The organism is Streptosporangium sp. LJ11 (assembly GCF_051918945.1).
Lineage (GTDB): Bacteria > Actinomycetota > Actinomycetes > Streptosporangiales > Streptosporangiaceae > Streptosporangium.
The window spans coordinates 86,619-105,949 of record NZ_JBPXMB010000030.1; the positions used below are offsets into that span (position 1 = coordinate 86,619).

Sequence of the window (19,331 nt, forward strand, 5' to 3'; positions counted from 1 at the left end):
CTGGCGCAGAGTGTGGAGGGGCTGAAGCTCCAGCAGCCGGTGCTCGTCGGGCTGGGGATCGACGACGCGGTCGGGCTCGGCAGCGGCTGGGCGGGTGAGGCCGGCGGCCCGAACACCCAGCGCGGTGCGCCCGCCGGCTCCTGGTTCGCGATCAGCAGGACGGGGGATTCCGAGGTACGGCCCCGCCAGGGCGCGAGGCTCCAGCACGAGGCGATGTCCTCCGGCTTACAGAAGTCGGAGGTGGAGCGCTTGAGCGGGGGCAGGGGCAGGACGGTGGGGATCGAGGGCGCCGGGGACGGGGCGGCCATCGGGGATCGGGTGCTCTGGACCGGTTCGGTCAGGAGGGAGGGCTCGTAGGCGCCGGTCCGCGTGGGCGCGGGCCGTGGCGCGTTGGTCGCCCAGCTCGGCGGACCGGTGCGCGGCGGGGCGGTGAGGCTGGAGGTCGGGCTCGCCGGGGGCTTCGGCGTCCCCTTCTGAGGGGTGGTGGGCCTCTGGGACGTCGACCGGGTGGGCTTGGGCGCGGCGGTGGTGGTCGGCGCCGGCTTGGTCGCCGTCGCCGTCGCGCGGGGGGCCGGGGGCCTGGGACCCGGGTGCGTGGGCGCCGGGTTCGGCGCGGGCTTGGTGGCCCTGTCGGAGGGTTCGGGGCCGGGGGGTTTGGGCGTCGCCTTCGGCGGTTGCGGCCTCCCGGTCGCCGTGGACGAGGCGGTGGCGCTGGCCGACGGCGCCGGGGTGTTCGGGGCGGAGGTCGCCGACGGCTTCGTGTTACCGGGCGGCGCCGGGGCGGGCGCCGTGTTCTCGGGCGGTGCCTGGGTGGCCTTCCTGGTCTCCGGGGGCGCGTTCGTGGGCGCCGTGTTCTTCCGGGGTGCCTCGGTGGCCCTCCTGGTCTCCGGAGGCGCTTCGGCGGTGGGCTCGGTGTTCCTCGGGGCCGCGGGTGGGGCCTGGGTGGACCTGGTGTTCACGGGCGGTTCCTCGGTGGGGCGTGCCCTCCTCGACGGCGGGTTCGTCGGCACCGCGTTCCTGGTCCGCACGTTCTCCCGCGAAGGCGCGGAGAACTGTTCGGCGGGAACGTTCTCCTCCGTGCGGGGGGCGGTGGTTCGCTGGCCGGGACGGCTACGGGACGCGGGAGGGGAACTGCGGGTCTCGGGAGGTGACGCGTTCTCCGCGGGCGGGCTCCGGTCGGGGCCGGAGGGGGAGCCGCCCTCCGCGGGCGGGTTCCCGTCCGGCGTCGAGCCGGAGTCGTGGTTCGAGGGAGGCCTCTCGTCCGGCCCGGAGGTGTTCCCGGTCTCGGGGACGGTGGTCTCCGGAGGGGACTCCTCTCGTGCGGGGGGCGGGGCGGCGGGGGGAGCGGGGGGGACGGCGAACTCCTGCGACGGTGAGCCCGAACTCACGCCGGGATCCGCCAGGGCGGCCCACGGCTGGGCGATGACCGCGCTTGTCGTCGCGGATACCGCGGCCAGCAGAAGGCCGGAGAGTAAGGTGACACGCCGGGACGAGCTGCGTGGGGGCATTGATCGCTCTTCCTGGATCTATGGGGTGGGCTCTGGGCCGGAGATGGGTTTCCAGCCCGCGGCGGTGAATTCCGGGGTGCCCGGGAGGGCGACCTGCGGCACGGAGGTGGCGAGGGGGTCGGGGACGTTGACCCAGTCCCCCTGGTTCGCACCGCGCATGCCGGGCTGCCAGACCATGAGCAGGCTCATGGCGTACGGGCTCGCATAGGTGGGATCGGTGTCGCCGACGCCCTTGGTCGCGGTCACCTGGACCAGGACCGAGACCAGCACCTGATCCTGGGCGCGGGCTTTCCACTGGACGCCGATCGTCCGCGTCCGCATGGCGGCGCCGTCGGGGAGTGCCCCGTCCTTGGGAAGGCCGAGGATCTCCCGCCATCCCGCGACGGCCTCGCGGGCGCCGGCCCGTGCCGCGTCGTGCTGCTCGGGCCGCGCGTACAGCACCGCGGCCTGCTCGGCCTGCTCGGCGTCCAGGGTCCACGCCGCCTCCAGCGCCGCGGCGGCGGCCGAGGCCGCGCCCAGCTCGGTGCGGGGGAACCCGACGGGGTAACCGGCCGCGCCCTCGTAGCCGGAGGGCGGGGCGAGGAGAACGGTGTCCCCGACGGCCTTCGGCGCGGAGACGTTCACGGGGGTGGAGTCGGTTCGAAGGAGCTGCCATGCCCCGGCCGCCAGCAGGATCGTCCCCACGATCGAGACGACCACGATGAGCATCCGCCGCCGGGCGCTCGGCGGCGGGCCCAGATCCCAGTTCAACGTGGGATCGTCGGCGACCGGCCGCACTAGTGGCTCCGGTCGGGACGCTGCCCGAAGGTCTGCCCGGCCGCCGCGGCCAGGCGGAGATACGCGCCCCGCGTCGTGGGCCGCAGGCGGACCAGGTCCACCTCGGCGCCCTCCTTGAGGTGCGGGTCGTAGGGAATGCGGATCACCGCGCGGCAGCGGGAGGTGAAGTGGCGCTCCAGCAGGCCCAGGTCCACGTCGGACTTGGGTTCCACGGCGTTCAGCACGACGATGGCGTTCTTGACGAGGTCGGCGTGGCCGTGGGCGGTCAGCCAGTCCAGCGTCGCGGCGGCCGAACTCGCCCCGTCCACCGCGACCAGGCTGACCAGCACGATCTGGTCGGCCAGTTCGAGCGTCGCGCCCATGGCCCCGTGGAGCAGGCCGGTCCCGCAGTCGGTGATGCAGATGGAGTAGTAGCGCTCGATGAGCCCGGCGACCGTGCGGTAGTCCTCGGCGTTGAACGCCTCGCTCACGGCCGGGTCGGTGTCGGAGGCGAGGACCTCCAGCCGGGCCGGCGACTGGGAGGTGAAGGCGCGGGCGTCGGCGTAGCGCAGGATGTGGGGGGCCTCGGCCAGCATGGTGCGGATGGTCGCGGCCGTCTCGGACTTCACCTTGATGCCGAGGGTCCCGCGGTCGGGGTTGGCGTCGATCGCGATCACCCGGTCGCCGCGCAGGGAGGCGAGCGTGTTGCCGAGGGCGACGGTCGTCGTGGTCTTGCCGACCCCGCCCTTGAGGCTCATGACCGCGATCCGGTGGTGACCGCTCGCGACAGGGGTCTGCGCCTGCGCCATCAGCGTGCGCCGTTCCAGTTCCGCCGCCGACTCCGCGGGGATGATGCGCTTGCCGGAGAGCTGCCAGACCAGACGGCGCCATCCTCCGGCGGGCTCGGGGCGGCGGTTGGTGAGCAGGTGCTCCGCGGTGAGCGGGACCGTTTCGTGGAACTGCTCGGGCGGGGTGGGCGGCGATGTCTGGATGTGGGGAGAGGTATCCGTCATTGCCCTGGTCCTTTCTCGAAAAGCGATCTTGGGGGGATGGAAGGTCAGCAGGTCCGCCAGCGCACCGTCGTGCTGACCGAGTCGTCGAGGCCGTGAACGGTCATCGGGGCGGTGACCGAGGCGGGGGCGCCGCACCAGTTGCGGACCCGGTGGGCGCGCAGGTTGATCACCTGCGTGACCCCTTCCCGCAGCGTGCCGCTGGAAGGGGTCACCGCCAGGCCGGGAGCCGATATCCGCCATTTCAGCGGCTCTCCCGAGATGGTGAGGACCATGCTTCCCAGGCCGAACTCGTCCAGCGTCACCACGGGCGGGACCCGCAGGCGCGAGGCGAGCCCGTCCTGCCGCGCCGGCGCGCCGGCCGTGGGAGGCGGAGACCGGGTGGCCTGGCTGGTGGACGCCTGCAGCGAGCTCGCGGGCTCCTCGGACTCGATCGCGGGGCCGAGCAGGTTCATCCCGGTCAGGGTGCCCGCCGCGCCCGCCACGACGATGATGACGAGCTTGATCGTGGTGTTCCTGATCCGGGCGCCCGCCCAGCTGAGCGCCTCCAGCACGCGGATCCCCATCTCGATCCGCTCCTCGTCGGGGCGGTCGTCGGGTTCGGTGTGGAAGCGCAGCGCGGGAACCTGGGCGTCGTCGCGCAGCCCGGTCTCGCGGTTGCGCACCCCGATCTCGCGTGTCGCGGCGTCGCGTACGCCGGTCTCGCGTACACCGGTCTCGCGTCTCGCGATCTCGCGTGTCGCGGTGTCGCGCATCTCGACGGAGGCCTGCCCGGCGATGACGACGGGTTCGGGCTTGACGACGGGTTCGGGAGCGGGCGGCGCCTGCCTGGGGATGGTGCCGGTGAGCTCCTCGCTCTGGGCGAGGACCTCGCGCGCCCACGCCTGGGTGAGCAGGGCGTCGTAGAGCGGGGTGTCGTGCCCGGGTACGGGTGGCGCGGACGGCGGGCGGGCCGGCCGGGTCCTGCGAGGCGGCAGGGCGGGCAGCGGGGGCAGTCCCGAGGGGTTGGCGGGATCGGAGGAGCCCGTCGCGGGCCCGTCTCCCGGTGCCGTGACCGGTGACGCCGCACCCGGCGCCGTACTCGACGGCGTCGCGGCCGGTGGCTTCGCGGACGGCTTCGAGGCCACCGGCGGGTAGGGAGGCATGCGGACCCTGGGCGTGGGCGTGGACGCCGCCGCGGCCGACGGTGGCGGGGAGGCGGGCGAGGCGGGCGAGGCGGGAGACCGGTGCCCGGGTGGGGCGATGGACTGGTGCCCGGGTGGGGCGGGGGTCCGGCCCCCCGGCGGGGGCGCGGGAAGGACCGGGGACCGCCCCCCGCCCGGAGGAGCGGACAGGAGAGGAGACCCGTCCCGGGCCGGACGCGCGGGCGGGATCACCTCGGGGGCCGCCTCGGGGGCCGCCTCGGGGGCCGCCTCCGCGGACGCCTCGGCGGAGACCTCGGGAGGCAGCGCGTCCGTGAGCCGCTGCCGCTCCTCCGCGGAGAGCGGCGCGACCGGGGGATGGGAGATCATCTGCGGCACCGTGTAGCGGATGTTGATCGGCCGCGTGCACACGGAACACCTGATCATGTGGGAGAGCAGGCGCGCCTGGGCGCTCTCCGGGTCGGCGGGAGGGGACGCCGCCCGCCCGCCCGCCGGGCCCTCGGGGAGACCGGCGGGGAAGACGCCGGGAAAGACGGTCTCCACCAGCGGGGCGAGCTCCGGGCAGGTACGCCGCCCGTGGGCGAGCGCGTCCAGCCCGCTCACCAGGGTCTCGATCAGGTCCTGGGTGCGGGTGGCGAGCCTGCCGACCTCGTCGACGGGCATCGCCAGCACATGGGAGAGGTCCTCCATGCCGAGCGCGTGGCGGTACGTCAGCCTGAGCGTCTCCGTGCCCAGGGGGTCGACGATCGTCCACACCCGCTCGATCAGCGAGGCGTCGGGCATGCCGGGCCCCGAACCCGGCACGTACCGCTCCCGGTACCCCGGAGAGGTGCGGCAGTCACGTCGCAGTGCGGCCAGCAGCCGCCCCCGGGCCGTGACGTCCCCGGGAGCGGCCTCGACCCGGCCGGCCGCCAGCGCGGCGACGACCGCCGCGCGCGCCCGGCCGGATTCGAGGTGGGAGGCGGCGTAGTCCATCAGGTGCGCGCCGTGCTCGCGCACCCAGGCCGCCCCCTGGCCGGGGCCGGGCGTGAGACGCCCGGTTCCGGTGGGTGTGCTCATCGGCCGTCGTACTCGACCGGGTCCGGCTCGACCTGGCCTTGGTCGGGCCGGCCCTGGTCGGACTGGGAGGGCGCGGTGTTCTCGCCCGGCCACTGCTCGGGGACGTCGTCTCCGCCGTCTCCGGGGTCTCTGGGGGCCACGGCGTCCTCGGGTCCCGGCTGGGCGGGGTCCAGCCCGCCCGTGTCCGGCTGCCAGGGCTCCTCCTCGCCGGGGACGCCCTGCCGCTGGTCGGGCCGTCCCTGGTCGGGCTGCGGGACGACGCTCTCGCTGGGGATCGGGCTGGGAAGCGGGACGGGCGGGGCATCGGTCACCACGAGCTCCAGGTTCCGCTGGGGCAGCCCGGTGAACTTGGTCCAGTTGCTGATCTGACCGGGTGCGGGCTCCGCGTAGAGCCAGCGGATGAAGGCGGGCCACAGGCACGAGTCGCGGGGGATCATCGCCTGGGCGCCCGGGGACGGGCTCGGGCCCTGGGACGCGCTGAGCGCCTGGATCTCCTCGGTGGTGTAGTTGCGGCACGGCGGGGTGCCGGGCGGGGCGATGTTGAGGTCCCACACGCCGTTCTCGTCCGTGTAGCGCATGCCCCTGTCCAGCCCGAGGGCCTCGTAGGCGCGCCGCAGGAGCTCGGGGTTCTCGAAGACCGGCAGCGAGACGCCGCCGTCCGGGCCGCCGCCGGGAAGCCGCGGGTCGGCCGGCATGAGCACGGTCCCGTCGGGACCCTGCGACGCGTTCTCACCGGGGCCGACGGACGGCTGCGGCTGGACGGGCCGGGACGGCCCGGCCGAGGGAAGTCTCCGCGACGGGCTGGGCGCCTGCGAGCGCTTCTGGCCACCGGGCGGCTGGGCCGGACCCTGGCCGCCGCGCGCGGTCGGTGCCACCGAGGCCGGCGGCGCCGAGGGCGCGTCGCCGGTCGGCCTGATCTCGGGAGGCGCCGTGGGGAGGATGATCTCGCCCGAGGGCACGAGCGGCCGGCCGGGGCCCGACCGGATCGCCGGCTTCAGGGTGCCCGTCGGCCGGGGGTTCCTGGCGTCGTCCCCGGGCTGCGGGGGCCTGACGTCACCGGTGGGCTGGGGCTGCTGCCTGTTCCCGCCGGTGGGCTGGGGCTGCGTGGGCTTGAGACCGCCGGTGGGCCGGGGCTGCTGCTGCCTGTCGCCGTTGGTCGCCGGAGGCTGCTGCCTGTCGCCGTTGGTGGCCGGGGGCTGCGACCGCCCGTTCCCCCCGTTGGGCTGCGACGGCCGCGACGGGCCCGAGGACCTCGTCCCGCCGGACTCGGGAGCCGGCTTGGGCGGCGGGACGAGCTCGATCTTCTTCTCCACGGGGCGCTGGATGACGCTGCCGCTCTCGTTCTCGCTCTCCGAGATGTTGCCGCTGATCTTCTTCGTCGGGGTCGGAGGCGGTGGAGGGGGAGGCTGGACGGGCTGGTTGTTCGCCGGCGGGGGCTGAGCGGGGGGTTGCACCGGCCCGGGGTTGGGAGCGGGCTGCACCGGTGCCGGATCGGGCTTGGGCGGCGGGTCGGCCTTCTTGGGCGTCGAGGGTTTCGTCGGCGCGGTCGTCTTGGGAGCCGAAGGCGGGGTCGGCGTGCTCTTGGGGTTTCCCGGCCGCTGAAGGGGCGCCACCGCGGCGGCTGCCACGCCCAGGACGGGGAGGGCGACACAGCCCTCCGCGGAGCCCCCGAGCGCGTGCCCGTCGGTGGTGGCGGTCAGGCAGACCCGCTGGTCCCCGGCGGCGGCGGCCCGCCTGGCACCGTCCGCGATCGTGCTGCCCGCGTCGGCGCCGGAGAGCGGGAGCGGCTGGTCGCCGCCGGGTGCCGCGCTCGACGTCCAGGCTCCCGCCTGGTCGTCGAGGAGGTACGTGCCCGCGGCCAGCCGCATCACCTGCCCTTCGCCGGGATCGGGGCGCATGGCGATGACGGTTCCCAGCCCGGCGCCGGCGCCGAAGACACCGATCGCGACACTCGCAGTGATCACCGTCGCGCGCGATGGCTTACGTGAGGGTGTCATTAGAATGTTCCTTTTCTTCCGGTGAAAACGTCAGTCGCCGTGGCTCTCCAGGACGTCGCTCCACTCGCCCAGCACGCGAGCGGGCTCGTTCGAGCCGGCGGGGGGGACATGTGTCACATACATGCGGCCGTATGTGGCGCTCACCGAGTGGGCGAAGGCCTTGTCGCGGGTGCGGACGGCGGCCGAGCCCTTCAGCTTGACCTTCGCCCCTTCCCGAACCGCCTCGCGGAGCTCGGTGGATCGGGCTCCGTACCAGACCAGAGCGCCCCCGTCACTGGTTCTGAGCGCGCGTACCGGTCCCTCAAGCCGGTACGACAGCGTGATCTTCCAGTCGGCCTGCTCAAGCCGGACGCGTTCCTGCTGCCAGAACAACGCGGCCTCGCTGGTCCACGGCCCCTCGTCGAACCGCGGGTCGACCTCGGCGTTCTCCAGGCTCGCCAGATGCGCGCGGGCGATCTGGCGAGGGGTCGAGCTCAGCCCGGTGGCGTTCTCCGGGAGGCTCGTCGCGTACCCCTCGCCGTCGGTCGCTATCTTGGGGAACCGCGCCGGGGTGGCGCGCGTGTCGGCGGCCGAGGCGACGAGCCGCCAGCCGCCGGGGGCCGAGCTCATCACGTCGACGATCCGCGCGACGCCGGGCTCGTACGAGACCGCCACGAACCAGTCGGCGGCGCCCTCGACATGACGCGGGATCCACACCTGGGGGTTGGGCCATATCCCCGTCGCGAGTGAGGTTCCCTGCATCTCGGCGGTCTTGAAACCCGCCCTCGTCATCTCCAGCGCGAGCCCGTGCTCCAGCTTCGCCATGGCCGCCTGGTCCTTCCTGGCCTGGGCCACCGACAACCCCCGCTGGTAGCGGCCGTGGATGCCGTACGCCTCCTTGGCGGTGAGCTGGGGCGAGCGGGATCCGGCCGGCGGGTCGGCGGGCGGCGGGGTGGTCCTGGTCTCGGTCCGTGGCCGCCTCGTGGGGGTGGCCTCGGGGCGGGGGGACGTGGCCGTGCCGCTTCCGGCGGGTTTCGGGGTCGATTTGGGAGTGGAGCGGGCGGGGGTCGGCGTCGGTGAAGGCGAGGAAGGAGCCTTCTCCCAGCCGGTGTCCGAAGGGTCGGGGGTGGGGTTCGCCGCCAGGGACGAACCGGAGGGTGCTCTGGTCGCGAGCCAGAACACCGCCACGGCGATGATCGCTAATACGGCCGTGAACAGAATAACCTTCCGCCAATCGAATGACAGGAGGCGTTCGGGATGCCAGTCGGATGCGTGTTCGGAATCGTGCCTAGAGGAACCACTGCCACGGCCAGAGGACCCAGCCTGTCCATCTGGGAAATCTGATGCACGCCATGACATAGGTCCAAATATTAGACTGACCGTGATCTATTTGGAAGGTAAAGGGCTCAGTAATTGCCACTTATGGTTATTGGATTATAAATAACACCTAAGTAGATATACGGCCCGTCCGAAACCGGCAATGCCCCCACCTGCTGCCATCCTGCGGGTGGACCGTGCCACCGGTTCTCTAGAGAAGTACGGCCTCACCGAGGTTTCGGATGATCCTTCACGTTTCTTGTTGAACTGCCATTTCCCTGACGCGGGCCGGGCGTTCGTCTCCTGTTCGGTTTTCCGGCGGTCGCCCGCGCCCTCGTCGCGCACAGGAAGATCGCGATACCGTTTCCCACTCCGGATTGGTGCAAGCCGTCATAGCAACTTGATATGTATGCGTTTCCTCTGTTTGGCGGTTCGGCTCCCGGCCCGCGTTCGGGTAATTGGAACCCCCGCTTTTCCAGGGGTGCGCGGACGGCGGCCTTCCGCCCTCGGGGAGCCGCCCGGCGGGACGTGCGGGCGCGCGATCGCCCGGGACGAGGACGAACGGGTACGCCGCCGTCCAGGGGCCGCGGGGCGTCCGAGGCGATCCCCGCCGGGACTCGTCCGGTCGGCGCCTTCGGCGGGCCGGCGCGCCCGGTCGGCGCCTTCGGGAAGTCAGTGGGGCGCGGCTCCGCCGCCCGCGCCGAAACCCGTCTCGTGGTTCCACAGGTGGGCGCATCCCGGGCACTGCAGGTGCAGCAGGCTTCCGGCGTTGCCCAGGAGGTAGCGCCAGTGCTCCCCGCAGTTGCGCCCGCCGAGGCAGTCGTCGCAGTCGCGGTGGTCCCGGCAGGAGGGACAGGGCACCCACGCCCTGCGCCCGAGGTCGGCGTGTGGATCAAGTGGCAGCACGGCCGGGCCTCCTCCGGGGGAGCACGCCGGCGGCCACGAGCATGTCGTAGGTCTCCTGCTGCCGCTCGTCGAGACCGGAGTAGAGGAGGTCGTACGCCTCCTCCTCGCCCCGCATGACCGCCACCGGGTCCCAGCCCGGCTCCAGCGCCGCGATGACCGCGGCGCGGCGGCGAGTCTCCTCAAGGGTGAGGTCGATCTCGAAGTCGGTGTGCGGGCTGGTGCCGTCCTGGTTCATCGCATGACTTTCCGGTCGGCCGGCGGGCGCGCCGGAGAGGGGGCCCGGAGAGAAGGCGGGGCCTCCGGGCGGTACCGGGGAGGGACTCGCCTCCGCCGGGGACGAGCCGCTCTTCGCGACCGGCCGTACGCGCCTTGGGAGGAAGCCCTTCATTGGGGAGATTTGTCCGCTACATACCTTATGCGGCTTTCGTCGTATTTCTGTGTGATGCGTGTTACAGGCAGCCGCCGGCCGGTACGCCCTCACCGCGCCTTTCCCCGCATCGCCGAGCCGTTCCCTGTGAACGGGCCGGGCCGCGTCCCGGACGACCCCTGGTCGTCATCTCCAGTTCGTCAGGCGGCGCAGACCGTACTCCACGGGACCGTAACGGTGGCCGCGCAGCCACCACGCGCTCAGCGCGAGCAGCGCCGCGTAGATCACGACGGCGATGCCCATCACCCCGAGGGGCGGGATCCGGCCCATCAAGCCCAGGCCGTAACCGGTGAAGACCAGGCAGAGCAGCACGGACTGGCCGACGTAGTTGGACGCCGCCATCCGGCCGGCGGGAGCGAGCACGCCCGCCACCGAGGGAAACCGCCTGATCAGGCGGAGCAGGGTGGCCACGTAGGCGGCGCCGAGAAGCACCGAGGTCGCGATGGTGAGCGCCACCGCCACCAGCTCCGCCGTGTTGCGCCGGCCGGAGGTCACCGCGTAGAACACTCCCGCGGGCAGGCCGAGGCCGAAGCCGATCCACTGAACCCTCGCGAGCAGGTGGGCCCACCGGTCCGGCTCTTCGAACAGCCGCGCCTTGCCGGCCGCCAGGCCGAGCAGGAACAGGGCCATCGCCATCGGCCCCTGCAGCAGCCAGATCATGATCGCTATCCGCGGGTACTGCGTCAGGTGCAGACTCAGGTAGTCGAGAGGACCGCCGGTGGTGGCGGCGAGGATCCGCGCGGCCTCCGCGGCCTCCGCGGTGTCCGTACCCGTGCCCGTGCCCGCGGCGGGTGCCCCGGGGAGGAGGACGGTCAGACCGGCCAGAAGCAGGAAGACGGCCGACGTCAGAGAGATGAGCACGATCGCGGCGATCGTGGCGGCCCGCGCGCCGATGTTCCGTGCCGCCAGCAGCACCAGGCCCAGCGCGGCGTACAGGGTGAGGATGTCACCCACCCACAGCAGCAGCCCGTGCAGCACGCCGATCACGAACAGGCCCAGGCATCTCCTGAGGGTCCTCGCCCTGACACTCGCCCCGGCGCGTTCCGCCGAGCGCATCTGCAGGGTGAAGGAGTAACCGAAGAGGAAGGAGAAGATGACGTAGAACTTCAGCTCGAGCAGGGCCTGCACGACGAACCGCACCGGCCCGTGCTCCCCGCCCCCGACCCCGCCCTCGCCGCCCATCGCCGCCAGCAGCCCGGGGTCGCCGAAGAACTCGATGTTCACGGCCAGGATGCCCGCGAGAGCGAATCCGCGCACCGCGTCGATCTCATGAATGCGTCGACCGTCCGGCACGCCGCCCTGAGCCATGCATCCGAGATTAGGAAGACGTTGCCGCCGGCACAATGACTTTTGGCACATGCGGTGCCGGCCGGATTCCCGGGGAGGAGGCCGGCGCCCGCGGAGAGGACGGACGGGAGCCCGCACGGCTCCCCGCCCCCGGGAGGCCGGACCCCCTTGATCGTTCCGGAGGCCGGGCCGGGCGACGGCGTGCGCCTGCGGGTATCGCCAGGTCAGGGGAGTGCGGTCGTCCCCGGGGGTATGGACGTCTCCGAGGAAGACCACGGCCCGGAGGCTGCCATGACCGCGTACACCCTGTCGATCGTCGAAGGCGACACCGATGACGTCTCGTCCGGCGACGACATCTTCTCGCCCGCCTCCCCGGTCGACTTCAGCCGGCTCGACCCGTACACCCTGCTGTGGCTGACCGAGCACGGCTACGAGGACGAGGGAAGGCGGGTCGTGGTCACCCCGGCGGGTCACGAGCCCGAGGGGGTCCGCGTGGTCGCCTCCCGCGACGTGGATCTCTGATCCCCGAGGACGGTCGCCGCTCCCGCCCGGCCGGGGAAGCCGGCCTCCCCGGCGGCCGCGGCGGGCCGGTCACACGGGAGCGATGCGGCGTGGTATCCGCGGTGAGGACGATTTCCACCTGACAATCTAGGCGTGAACCGACATTCCCGGAGATCGTTTCTTCAGCTCGGCGGTGTCGCCGCGACGGGGGCGCTGATCCCGGCGCATGTCGCGTATACGCAGACCGCGCAGGCGGAGGCGCACATCGGAACCGCACACCCGGAAACCACGCCGCGCACGCCGGCCGACCCCCTCGCCCCGCTGCGCCACCGGTGGCGGGACGTGACGGCGGGGTCGGGGTTCGACGCGACGGCCGAGCCGTACCGGACCCGGCTGGCGATGCTGGGGAGGAGGGCGGCCGGGTACCGGGACGCCATGGCGCCGGCCGACGCGTCGCTCTGGCCCGACCTGGCGTTCCCCTCGCTCGGCGCCACCCCGGCCCGGCTGCGGACCATGGCCCGCGCGTACGCCCTGCCGGGGACCGGCCTGACCGGCGACGCGAGCCTGGCCGCGGCCGTCGCGGGTGGCATCGACCACTACCGGCGGCGGGTGTACGCCGCGGACGCCGACGAGGTCGGCAACTGGTGGTACTGGCAGATCGGCACCCCCAGGAACCTCCTCGACGCGGCCCTGCTGATCGGCCCGCACCTGACGGAGCGGCAGAGCGGGGCGCTGCGGGAGGCGGTGGACCACTTCCTGCCCGAGTGCCGCCTGGACGACTACAGCGGGACCAGCACCGGGGCCAACCGGGTGGACCTGTGCGTGGTGACACTGCTGCGGGCGATCCTCGGCTCCGACCCGGCGAAGGCCGCGCTGGCCGTCTCCGCGCTCTCCCCGGTCTTCCCCCATGTCTCCGAGGGCGACGGGTTCTACCGGGACGGCTCCTTCGTCCAGCACACGACCGTCCCCTACCAGGGCACGTACGGAGCGACGCTGCTGTCCGGTCTCGCGACGCTGTTCGCGGTGTTGCGCGGCTCGCCGTGGGAGGTCACCGATCCGAACCGGCAGGTCGTCCTCGACAGCGTCGAGAGGACGTTCGCGCCGGTCGTCCACGACGGCTTCTGCATGGACCTGGTCAGCGGCCGGGCGATCGGCAGGCAGCCGTACGGCGACCACCGGAGGGGGCGCGCGATCGCCTCCGCGATCCTGCTGCTCGGGGAGACGGCCTCCGCCGCCGAGCGGTCCCGCTGGCAGGGCATGGTCAAGGGGTGGGCGCTGCGGGACACCCACCGGCCCATGCTCGACGCGGCCGAGGACGACGACCTGGGATTCCACGCCCGCCTCGCCGCGATCCTGGACGACGACGCCGTACCCGCGGCCGAGGAACCCGCCGGGCACCGGCTGCTGGCGATGAGCGCCCGCGCCGTGCACCGCGGGCCGGGCTGGTGCGCGGGCCTCAGCATGGCCTCCCACCGCGTCGGCCACTACGAGCACGGCAACGGCGAGAACCTCCGCGGCTGGCACACCGGCTCGGGGATGCTCTACTGGTGGGCCGGCGGCCACGGCGACCAGTACTCCGACTCCTTCTGGACCACCGTCGACCCCTACCGCCTGCCGGGCACGACCGTCTCCACCCGGCGGCTGGCCGACGGCGCCGGTGAGGCGTGGGGCGACACCTGCCCGCCGTGCCGCTGGGTGGGTGGCGCCACCGACGGCGTGTACGCGACGGCCGGCCAGCACCTGAACGGCTTCGAGAGCACCCTGGACGCCTTCAAGTCGTGGTTCTTCCTCGACGACGCGGTGGTCTGCCTCGGTGCCGGGATCACCGCCGAGGACGGCGTACCCGTCGAGACCATCGTGGACAACCGCAGGACCGGCGCGCTTCTCACCGTGGACGACGGGAAGGGCTGGGCGCACCTGGAGGGGCACGGCGGCTACGTCCTGCCCTGCGGCACCCGCCTGCGCACGCTGCGCGAGGAACGCGCCGGCGGACGGGACCCGGTGACCCGGAGCTACGTGACCCTCTGGCTCGACCACGGTGTCGATCCCGTCTCGGCGGGCTACGTCTACCTGCTGCTGCCGGGCGCGAGCCTCGCGGAGACCCGGGCCCGCGCCGCCGACCCCGGCTGGGCGCGCGTGCTCGCCAACACCGCCCGGCAGCAGGGTGTCCGGGTACCGTCACTCGGGATCACCGCCGTCAACTTCTGGAACGACGGAGCCGCCGGGGACCTCGCCGCCTCCGCCCCGTGCGCGGTCCTCGTCAGGGAGGGCGGCGACGGTACGGCCACGTTGACCGTGTCGGATCCCCGGCGCGACCTGGACGAGCTGACCGTCACCTGGAACCGGCCGGTGACCGAGGTGCTCCGCGGGCATCCCCTCCTGTCGGGCGCCACGACCGGCGCGGGCCTCACGCTCACCTTCGGACGTCTGGCGGGCCGGGGCGGCGGCTCGAACACGGTCACCGTACGCCTCGGCCAGGTCCTGTTCCGCGGCGGGGACGCGGGAGGCGGGTCGCGCCCCCGCCGGTGAACGTCACGAGTTCGACGCCGGCCGGTGGGAGGCGGAAGGAGCGACGCCTCCCACCGGCGTTCCGGCGGAGATTTCCAGCACGCCACACGGGACGGGGGCCGGGTCCCGGCGGGCGACGGAGTGAGCCGCCCGCCGGAACCCGGCCCAGGGGTTTTCCAGGGACTCCGGGAGATCAGCCGCCGATCTTGCCGACCCCGGCCCCCGCGCTGACGATCGCCTTCACGGAGTTCGGGTCGTCCAAGGTGTAGCCGTAATACGAGCTCGCCTCCTGCACGCTGCCGCTGCACTCGGGCGGGCCGGAGTCGTCGAGCACGTTGTTCCGCGCGACGCACCTGCCGGCGGTGCCGGCGTAGGTGTTCGTCGCCGGGACCTCGACCCGCTCGAAGTAGTTGCCCTCGATCAGGCACCCGGCGTTCAGCTGGCAGGCCACCCCGACGTCGGTGTTGTAGACGTAGTAGTTGTTGAACACGTGCACCGGCTCGCCGAACCGCACCCGCGGGTTGCGCTGCGGGGTCTGGTTGAACCAGTTGTGGTGATAGCTCACCTTCAGCCGTCCGACGTCCTGTGCGCTGTTGCCGTCGTCGTGGCCGAGCAGCATGTTCTTGGTGTGGTCGTGCGTGTGGTTCCACGACACGGTGACGTACGACGAGCCGCGCTTGATGTCGATGAGCCCGTCGTACCCGTCGGCCAGGTCGTTGTGGTCGATCCAGACGTGGTGGGAGAACATCTGCACGTTGATCGAGTCGTCGCTGGCGTTCCGGAACGACAGGTTGCGGATGATGACGTTGTTCACGGCGTTCGCGGGCGGCGAGGTGACCGAGTTGTCGAGGGGGAGGCCGATGTTGAGGCCGCCGCCGCTGATGCCGCCGGTGGAGCCGATGCCCACGATCGACTTGTTCGAGGTGACGTTGTGCATACCGGCCGGAACCGTGATCATCCCGCGTACGCAGATGTTCAGGGGCCCGCTCTGGCCGATGGCGGAGATCAGCTCGCTCGCGGTGTCGACCTCGACGGTCGGCCCGCCCGCCCCGCCCGTGGTCCCGTTACGGCCCCAGGCGTTCACCGAGGCGAACCCGACGGGCGTCCCCGAGGTGGGGCAGGAGCCCGGGGGCGGTGACACGGTGGGGGTGACCGTGGGCGTGACCGGCGGCTCGCTCGGCCCGCCGACGTCGGTCACCTGCACGTCGTCGAACGACGCGCTCGCGTAGTAACCGGCGAGGCCCACTTTGCCGGAGGAGAAGGTGGAGTCCGTCGCCGACACGACCTCCACGTTGTTCACGAAGCCGCGCAGCGTCGTGCCGAACGCCTCGAGCCTGAGGGTGTACCAGGTGCCCGGGGTCACCGTCGCCGCGGCCGAGCCGAGGGTCGTGGGGGCGCCGCCGGTCCGCTTGCCCAGGACGACCGAGCCCGAGTTGCTCAGCCCGAGGAAGTAGTAGTTGCTGGTGCTCTGCGCCCTGGCCAGCACCGCGACGTACCGCCCGCCGCCGTTGAACGCGATCGGCTTCACCCGCGCCTGCACCGCCTGGCCCGACCAGCCGGTACCGGCCACCGTCCTGGCGTCCGCGCCGGTGCCGGACTGCCGGTACACCTGGGAGCCGTCGGCCACCACCGACCAGCTTCCCCCGGACTTCGACCAGCCGTTGGAGTTGCCGTCCTCGAAGTTGTCGCCGAACAACGACGCGGCGAGCGCGCTGGGCATCGCCACGAGCACCAGCGCCCCGATCACCGCGAGAGCGAGCGTCGTCGCGAGCGCGGTGAACGGCGAGCCGCCGAGCCCTTTCCTTCTTCGCACCGTGGAACCTCCAAGTTCCGTCAGTACCGACCGGCCGTGCTCCCGGTCCGGTCGGCCATGGCCTCGCGCCGGGACCGGACCGGCGACGCGAGCGTGCCGCGTTCCGCGGTCACGCGCCGACGTCGCCGGGGTCCCGGCGAACGATGTCCGTCGGGCGGCGTGCGAGCCCGCCCACGATCCCCTGGCTGGGGACTGTGGGCATGGCTGACCTGCGGCGGAGTACGCCGAGCAGACCCGTCACGACGCTCTGGGACGAAGGGTGGGAAAGCGCTATCCAACTCTTTTCGCACTTTTACGCCCGGAGAAAGGTGCAGTCAAGCGCCCAGTTCGTTCGGAGACCCCGAGGACCCGGTCCTCCGCCCGGCCGGAACGCCGTTCTCCCAGGTGGGAACCCGTCGAGGCCGGTCCGGAGGCGACGCGAAAGTTCTCCCGCGAACGCGCGGGGATTTTCCCGCGTCCGCGCCGGGCGGCGATCACCCCCGCGCGTCCGCGCGCCGGTGCCGGAGCAGCACAACCTGGGAGTCGAACGTCCGCGACTCGACGAGTTCGAGACCGACCCGGTGGCTCTGCTCCTGGAAGAGCGGCTTGCCGCCGCCCAGGATCACAGGGTGGACGAAGACCCGGTACTCGTCGATCACGCCGTGCTCGGTGAGGTGGGAGGCCAGCACGGACCCGCCGAACAGCAGCAGCGTGGCGCCGGACTCCTTGAGCGCGGTCAGCTCCTCGACGACGTTCTCGGAGATCACCCGGGTGTTCCAGCCGGCCTTCTCCACCGTGCGGGAGACCACGATCTTGGACGCCTCACGCCATACCGGGGCGAAGGCCAGGTCATGCTCGTGCGTCGTGTGCTGCTCGGCCTGCGGCCAGAAGTCCGACATCATCTCCCACACCACACGTCCGTAGAGGAAAACCGTGTCGCCGCCGGTCAGCTCCCGCGAGTAGGCGGACAGCTCCGGACTCATCCGCGGCCAGTCGAACTCGCCGTTCGGCCCCTCGATGAAACCGTCAAGGGACTGGTGTACGAAGTGGATGAGCTCGCCCATGATGACGTCCCGTCTCTATGGATCTCTCGCGCTCTCGGAGCGCGCTGTCACCCGGGAGTCGGAGCCCTCGCCGGGTTCTCGACATTCGCCGACGGCTCTCTCACCTCCTCCCGCCCGGCGACGGCCTTTCCTCATCCGGCGACGGCCCTCCGAGGGCGGCGGGACCGAGGCGATCCTCCGGGAGCGGGCGTGCGGGCCGCCCGCCGGGCACCACCGGCCCGCGCGTACCATTCAGCGGTGGAGGTTCTGGAACCGGAGGAGTGGCGGGCGCGGGCGGAGGCCCACCGGCGCCGGGTCGAGGTGTGGGCGGAGCCGCACCTGGCGCGCAGGGCGCGGGGCGAGGCCCACCCCATCGAGGACTTCCTGTTCACCTACTACGGGCACCGGCCGGCGCGGCTGCGGAAGTGGCATCCGGGGGCCGGAGTGACCTTGAAAGGGGCGCGCGACTTCGGCCGCGACTACCTCGACACTCCGGAGGGGGCCACGCTCGACACCGCGGCGCTGTTGGACAGGCGCGGGTCCTCCATCGAGTGGATCATGCGGTTGCTGGCCGCCACCGCGGCACGGCCGGGATATTTCGGCTGCTTCGGCCTGCACGAGTGGGCGATGGTCTACAAGGCCGAGGAGGTGCGGCACGAGGCCTGGCCGCTGCGGCTCAGCGGGGAGGAGATCGCGGAGGTCGTGGAGCAGCGGGGGGTGCGATGCGGCCATTTCGACGCGTTCCGCTTCTTCACCCCCGAGGCGCGCCCGCTCAACGTGCTGCAGCCGACGCGGGAGCGGCAGCCGGAGCTGGAACAGCCGGGTTGCCTGCACGCCAACATGGACCTGTACAAGTGGGCGTACAAGCTGTCACCGCTGGTGAGCGGTGAGCTGGTCGCCGACTGCTTCACGCTGGCCCGCGACATCCGCGCCGTGGACATGCGAGCCAGCCCGTACGACCTGAGCTCGCTCGGTCAACGGGCGATCCGGATCGAGACGCCCGAGGGGCGGGCCGAGTACGCCGCCGAGCAGCGGGGGTTCGCCGAGCGGGCGAGGCCGCTGCGGCAGCGCCTGCTCGACTCCTGTGAACGGCTGCTCGCCGGCACCCGCTCCTGACCCGCCTCCCCCGACCCGCTGTGAGGCCGCGGGTGCCGTCAGGGCTCCGGCGCCCGGGACGCTGAGAGTGCGTTCGGCCGAGCACGGCCCATCCGGTGCCGTCGGGGATCCCCACCCCCTGATCGGTGCGGGCACGGTGCTGAAACTTACATCGGGCATGGCTCGCCCCGGTGCGATGATCCCGCAAGGTTTCAGGAGGCAGGGACAAAGGTTGGGACATGTGCCGGGTTTGCATGCCCCGATGGGTCAACCGAAAGTTTCTGGGCGACCTTGACGTATTTCGGGGAGGTTTCCACACTGAGTCCCCAAGGCGTCCTCCTACGGCCGGGCCGGTGGTACGCAGCAGGGCCGTCGTCTGCGACGCCCCGGTGGTGTGCCTCCCCGGCAATGGGCGCGGCGTCGAGTTCGCGGGGCCGTCCCCCGCGTTCCCGCTTTCCCGTGACGCAGTTATGGAGGCTCAGGCATGGGCACAAACGCCATACCCCCGCCCGGCACCCGGCGACCTCTCGGCGGCCTTCGCCGTGCCCTGGTCGCCGGCGCCCTCGGCACCCTCGTGCTCGGCACGCTCACGGCGGTGACCGGCCAGGTCTCCGCCGGTGCCGCTTCCGCCGGTGCCGCGGCGTCCACGCTCGGCGCGGCGGCCCAGCAGAGCGGGCGCTACTTCGGCACCGCGATCAGCGCCGGCAAGCTCGGCGACTCGCAGTACACGACGATCGCCAACCGTGAGTTCGACATGATCACGGCCGAGAACGAGATGAAGATCGACGCCACCGAGCCCAACCAGAACCAGTTCAACTTCTCCGGCGGCGACCGGGTCTACAACTGGGCGGTGCAGAACGGCAAGCGGGTGCGCGGCCACACGCTGGCCTGGCACAACCAGCAGCCGAACTGGATGCGGTCGATGGAGGGCAACGCGCTGCGCCAGGCGATGATCAACCACATCAACGGCGTGATGAACCACTACAAGGGCAAGATCTACGCCT

Annotated in this window: 15 protein-coding genes; 6 read left to right on the forward strand and 9 right to left on the reverse strand. The window is 72.4% G+C overall.

Going from position 1 to position 19,331, the window contains the following annotated elements:
* Positions 1 to 12: 12 nt before the first annotated feature.
* Positions 13 to 357, forward strand: coding sequence for a hypothetical protein (locus tag ACTOQ3_RS35670; protein WP_440087877.1), 345 nt, complete (start codon positions 13 to 15; stop codon positions 355 to 357).
* Between the two features lie 123 nt (positions 358 to 480).
* Positions 481 to 1,716, forward strand: a complete 1,236-nt coding sequence (locus ACTOQ3_RS35675) for a hypothetical protein (protein WP_440087878.1) — start codon at positions 481 to 483, stop codon at positions 1,714 to 1,716.
* A gap of 568 nt (positions 1,717 to 2,284) precedes the next feature.
* On the opposite strand, the gene ACTOQ3_RS35680 is transcribed toward ACTOQ3_RS35675, so the two are convergent.
* The 7 genes from ACTOQ3_RS35680 to ACTOQ3_RS35710 form a co-directional block, all read right to left on the reverse strand.
* Positions 2,285 to 3,277 carry a nucleotide-binding protein gene (locus ACTOQ3_RS35680; protein ID WP_440087879.1) on the reverse strand — a complete coding sequence of 331 codons (993 nt, stop codon included), beginning with the start codon at positions 3,275 to 3,277 and terminating at the stop codon, positions 2,285 to 2,287.
* A gap of 44 nt (positions 3,278 to 3,321) precedes the next feature.
* The gene (locus tag ACTOQ3_RS35685; RefSeq protein WP_440087880.1) at positions 3,322 to 5,475 is read right to left on the reverse strand and encodes a hypothetical protein; all 2,154 of its coding nucleotides are present in this window, start codon (positions 5,473 to 5,475) and stop codon (positions 3,322 to 3,324) included.
* The gene (locus tag ACTOQ3_RS35690; protein WP_440087881.1) at positions 5,472 to 7,439 is read right to left on the reverse strand and encodes a hypothetical protein; all 1,968 of its coding nucleotides are present in this window, start codon (positions 7,437 to 7,439) and stop codon (positions 5,472 to 5,474) included. The genes ACTOQ3_RS35685 and ACTOQ3_RS35690 overlap by 4 nt, the downstream gene beginning before the upstream one ends.
* 63 nt (positions 7,440 to 7,502) lie before the next feature.
* Positions 7,503 to 8,633: a hypothetical protein gene (locus ACTOQ3_RS35695; protein ID WP_440087882.1), complete on the reverse strand. Its 1,131-nt coding sequence runs from the start codon at positions 8,631 to 8,633 to the stop codon at positions 7,503 to 7,505.
* A gap of 807 nt (positions 8,634 to 9,440) precedes the next feature.
* A complete protein-coding gene (locus ACTOQ3_RS35700) occupies positions 9,441 to 9,674 on the reverse strand; it encodes a hypothetical protein (protein WP_440087883.1) in 234 nt (77 codons plus the stop codon).
* Positions 9,661 to 9,909 carry a DUF6400 family protein gene (locus ACTOQ3_RS35705; protein ID WP_440087884.1) on the reverse strand — a complete coding sequence of 83 codons (249 nt, stop codon included), beginning with the start codon at positions 9,907 to 9,909 and terminating at the stop codon, positions 9,661 to 9,663. The genes ACTOQ3_RS35700 and ACTOQ3_RS35705 overlap by 14 nt, the downstream gene beginning before the upstream one ends.
* 318 nt (positions 9,910 to 10,227) lie before the next feature.
* Complete coding sequence (locus tag ACTOQ3_RS35710; protein WP_440087885.1) at positions 10,228 to 11,358, reverse strand: DUF418 domain-containing protein; 1,131 nt, start codon at positions 11,356 to 11,358, stop codon at positions 10,228 to 10,230.
* A gap of 321 nt (positions 11,359 to 11,679) precedes the next feature.
* On the opposite strand from ACTOQ3_RS35710, the gene ACTOQ3_RS35715 reads away from it, so the two are divergent.
* Both ACTOQ3_RS35715 and ACTOQ3_RS35720 read left to right on the forward strand, forming a co-directional pair.
* The gene (locus tag ACTOQ3_RS35715; protein ID WP_440070578.1) at positions 11,680 to 11,910 is read left to right on the forward strand and encodes a hypothetical protein; all 231 of its coding nucleotides are present in this window, start codon (positions 11,680 to 11,682) and stop codon (positions 11,908 to 11,910) included.
* Positions 11,911 to 12,042: 132 nt separating this feature from the next.
* Entirely contained in the window at positions 12,043 to 14,418 is a 2,376-nt protein-coding gene (locus tag ACTOQ3_RS35720) for a polysaccharide lyase 8 family protein (RefSeq protein ID WP_440087886.1), read from the forward strand.
* A gap of 172 nt (positions 14,419 to 14,590) precedes the next feature.
* On the opposite strand, the gene ACTOQ3_RS35725 is transcribed toward ACTOQ3_RS35720, so the two are convergent.
* Positions 14,591 to 16,210: a pectate lyase family protein gene (locus tag ACTOQ3_RS35725; RefSeq protein ID WP_440087887.1), complete on the reverse strand. Its 1,620-nt coding sequence runs from the start codon at positions 16,208 to 16,210 to the stop codon at positions 14,591 to 14,593.
* 473 nt (positions 16,211 to 16,683) lie between these two features.
* Positions 16,684 to 17,253, reverse strand: coding sequence for a dihydrofolate reductase family protein (locus tag ACTOQ3_RS35730; RefSeq protein WP_440087888.1), 570 nt, complete (start codon positions 17,251 to 17,253; stop codon positions 16,684 to 16,686).
* A 237-nt stretch (positions 17,254 to 17,490) separates the two neighbouring features.
* Between ACTOQ3_RS35730 and ACTOQ3_RS35735 the strand changes: the two genes are divergently transcribed.
* Both ACTOQ3_RS35735 and ACTOQ3_RS35740 read left to right on the forward strand, forming a co-directional pair.
* Positions 17,491 to 18,348 (forward strand): 3-methyladenine DNA glycosylase, encoded by an 858-nt coding sequence (locus tag ACTOQ3_RS35735; protein ID WP_440087889.1) that lies wholly within the window; start codon positions 17,491 to 17,493, stop codon positions 18,346 to 18,348.
* A 463-nt stretch (positions 18,349 to 18,811) separates the two neighbouring features.
* Positions 18,812 to 19,331: endo-1,4-beta-xylanase (locus tag ACTOQ3_RS35740; protein ID WP_440087890.1), on the forward strand; the 520-nt coding region annotated here is incomplete at its 3' end.

Coding starts and splice junctions, on each gene's coding strand:
- ACTOQ3_RS35705 (WP_440087884.1), bottom strand. CDS start 9,909: ATGAACCAGGACGGCACCAGCCCGCACACCGACTTCGAGATCGACCTC.
- ACTOQ3_RS35680 (WP_440087879.1), bottom strand. CDS start 3,277: ATGACGGATACCTCTCCCCACATCCAGACATCGCCGCCCACCCCGCCC.
- ACTOQ3_RS35685 (WP_440087880.1), bottom strand. CDS start 5,475: ATGAGCACACCCACCGGAACCGGGCGTCTCACGCCCGGCCCCGGCCAG.
- ACTOQ3_RS35715 (WP_440070578.1), top strand. CDS start 11,680: ATGACCGCGTACACCCTGTCGATCGTCGAAGGCGACACCGATGACGTC.
- ACTOQ3_RS35730 (WP_440087888.1), bottom strand. CDS start 17,253: ATGGGCGAGCTCATCCACTTCGTACACCAGTCCCTTGACGGTTTCATC.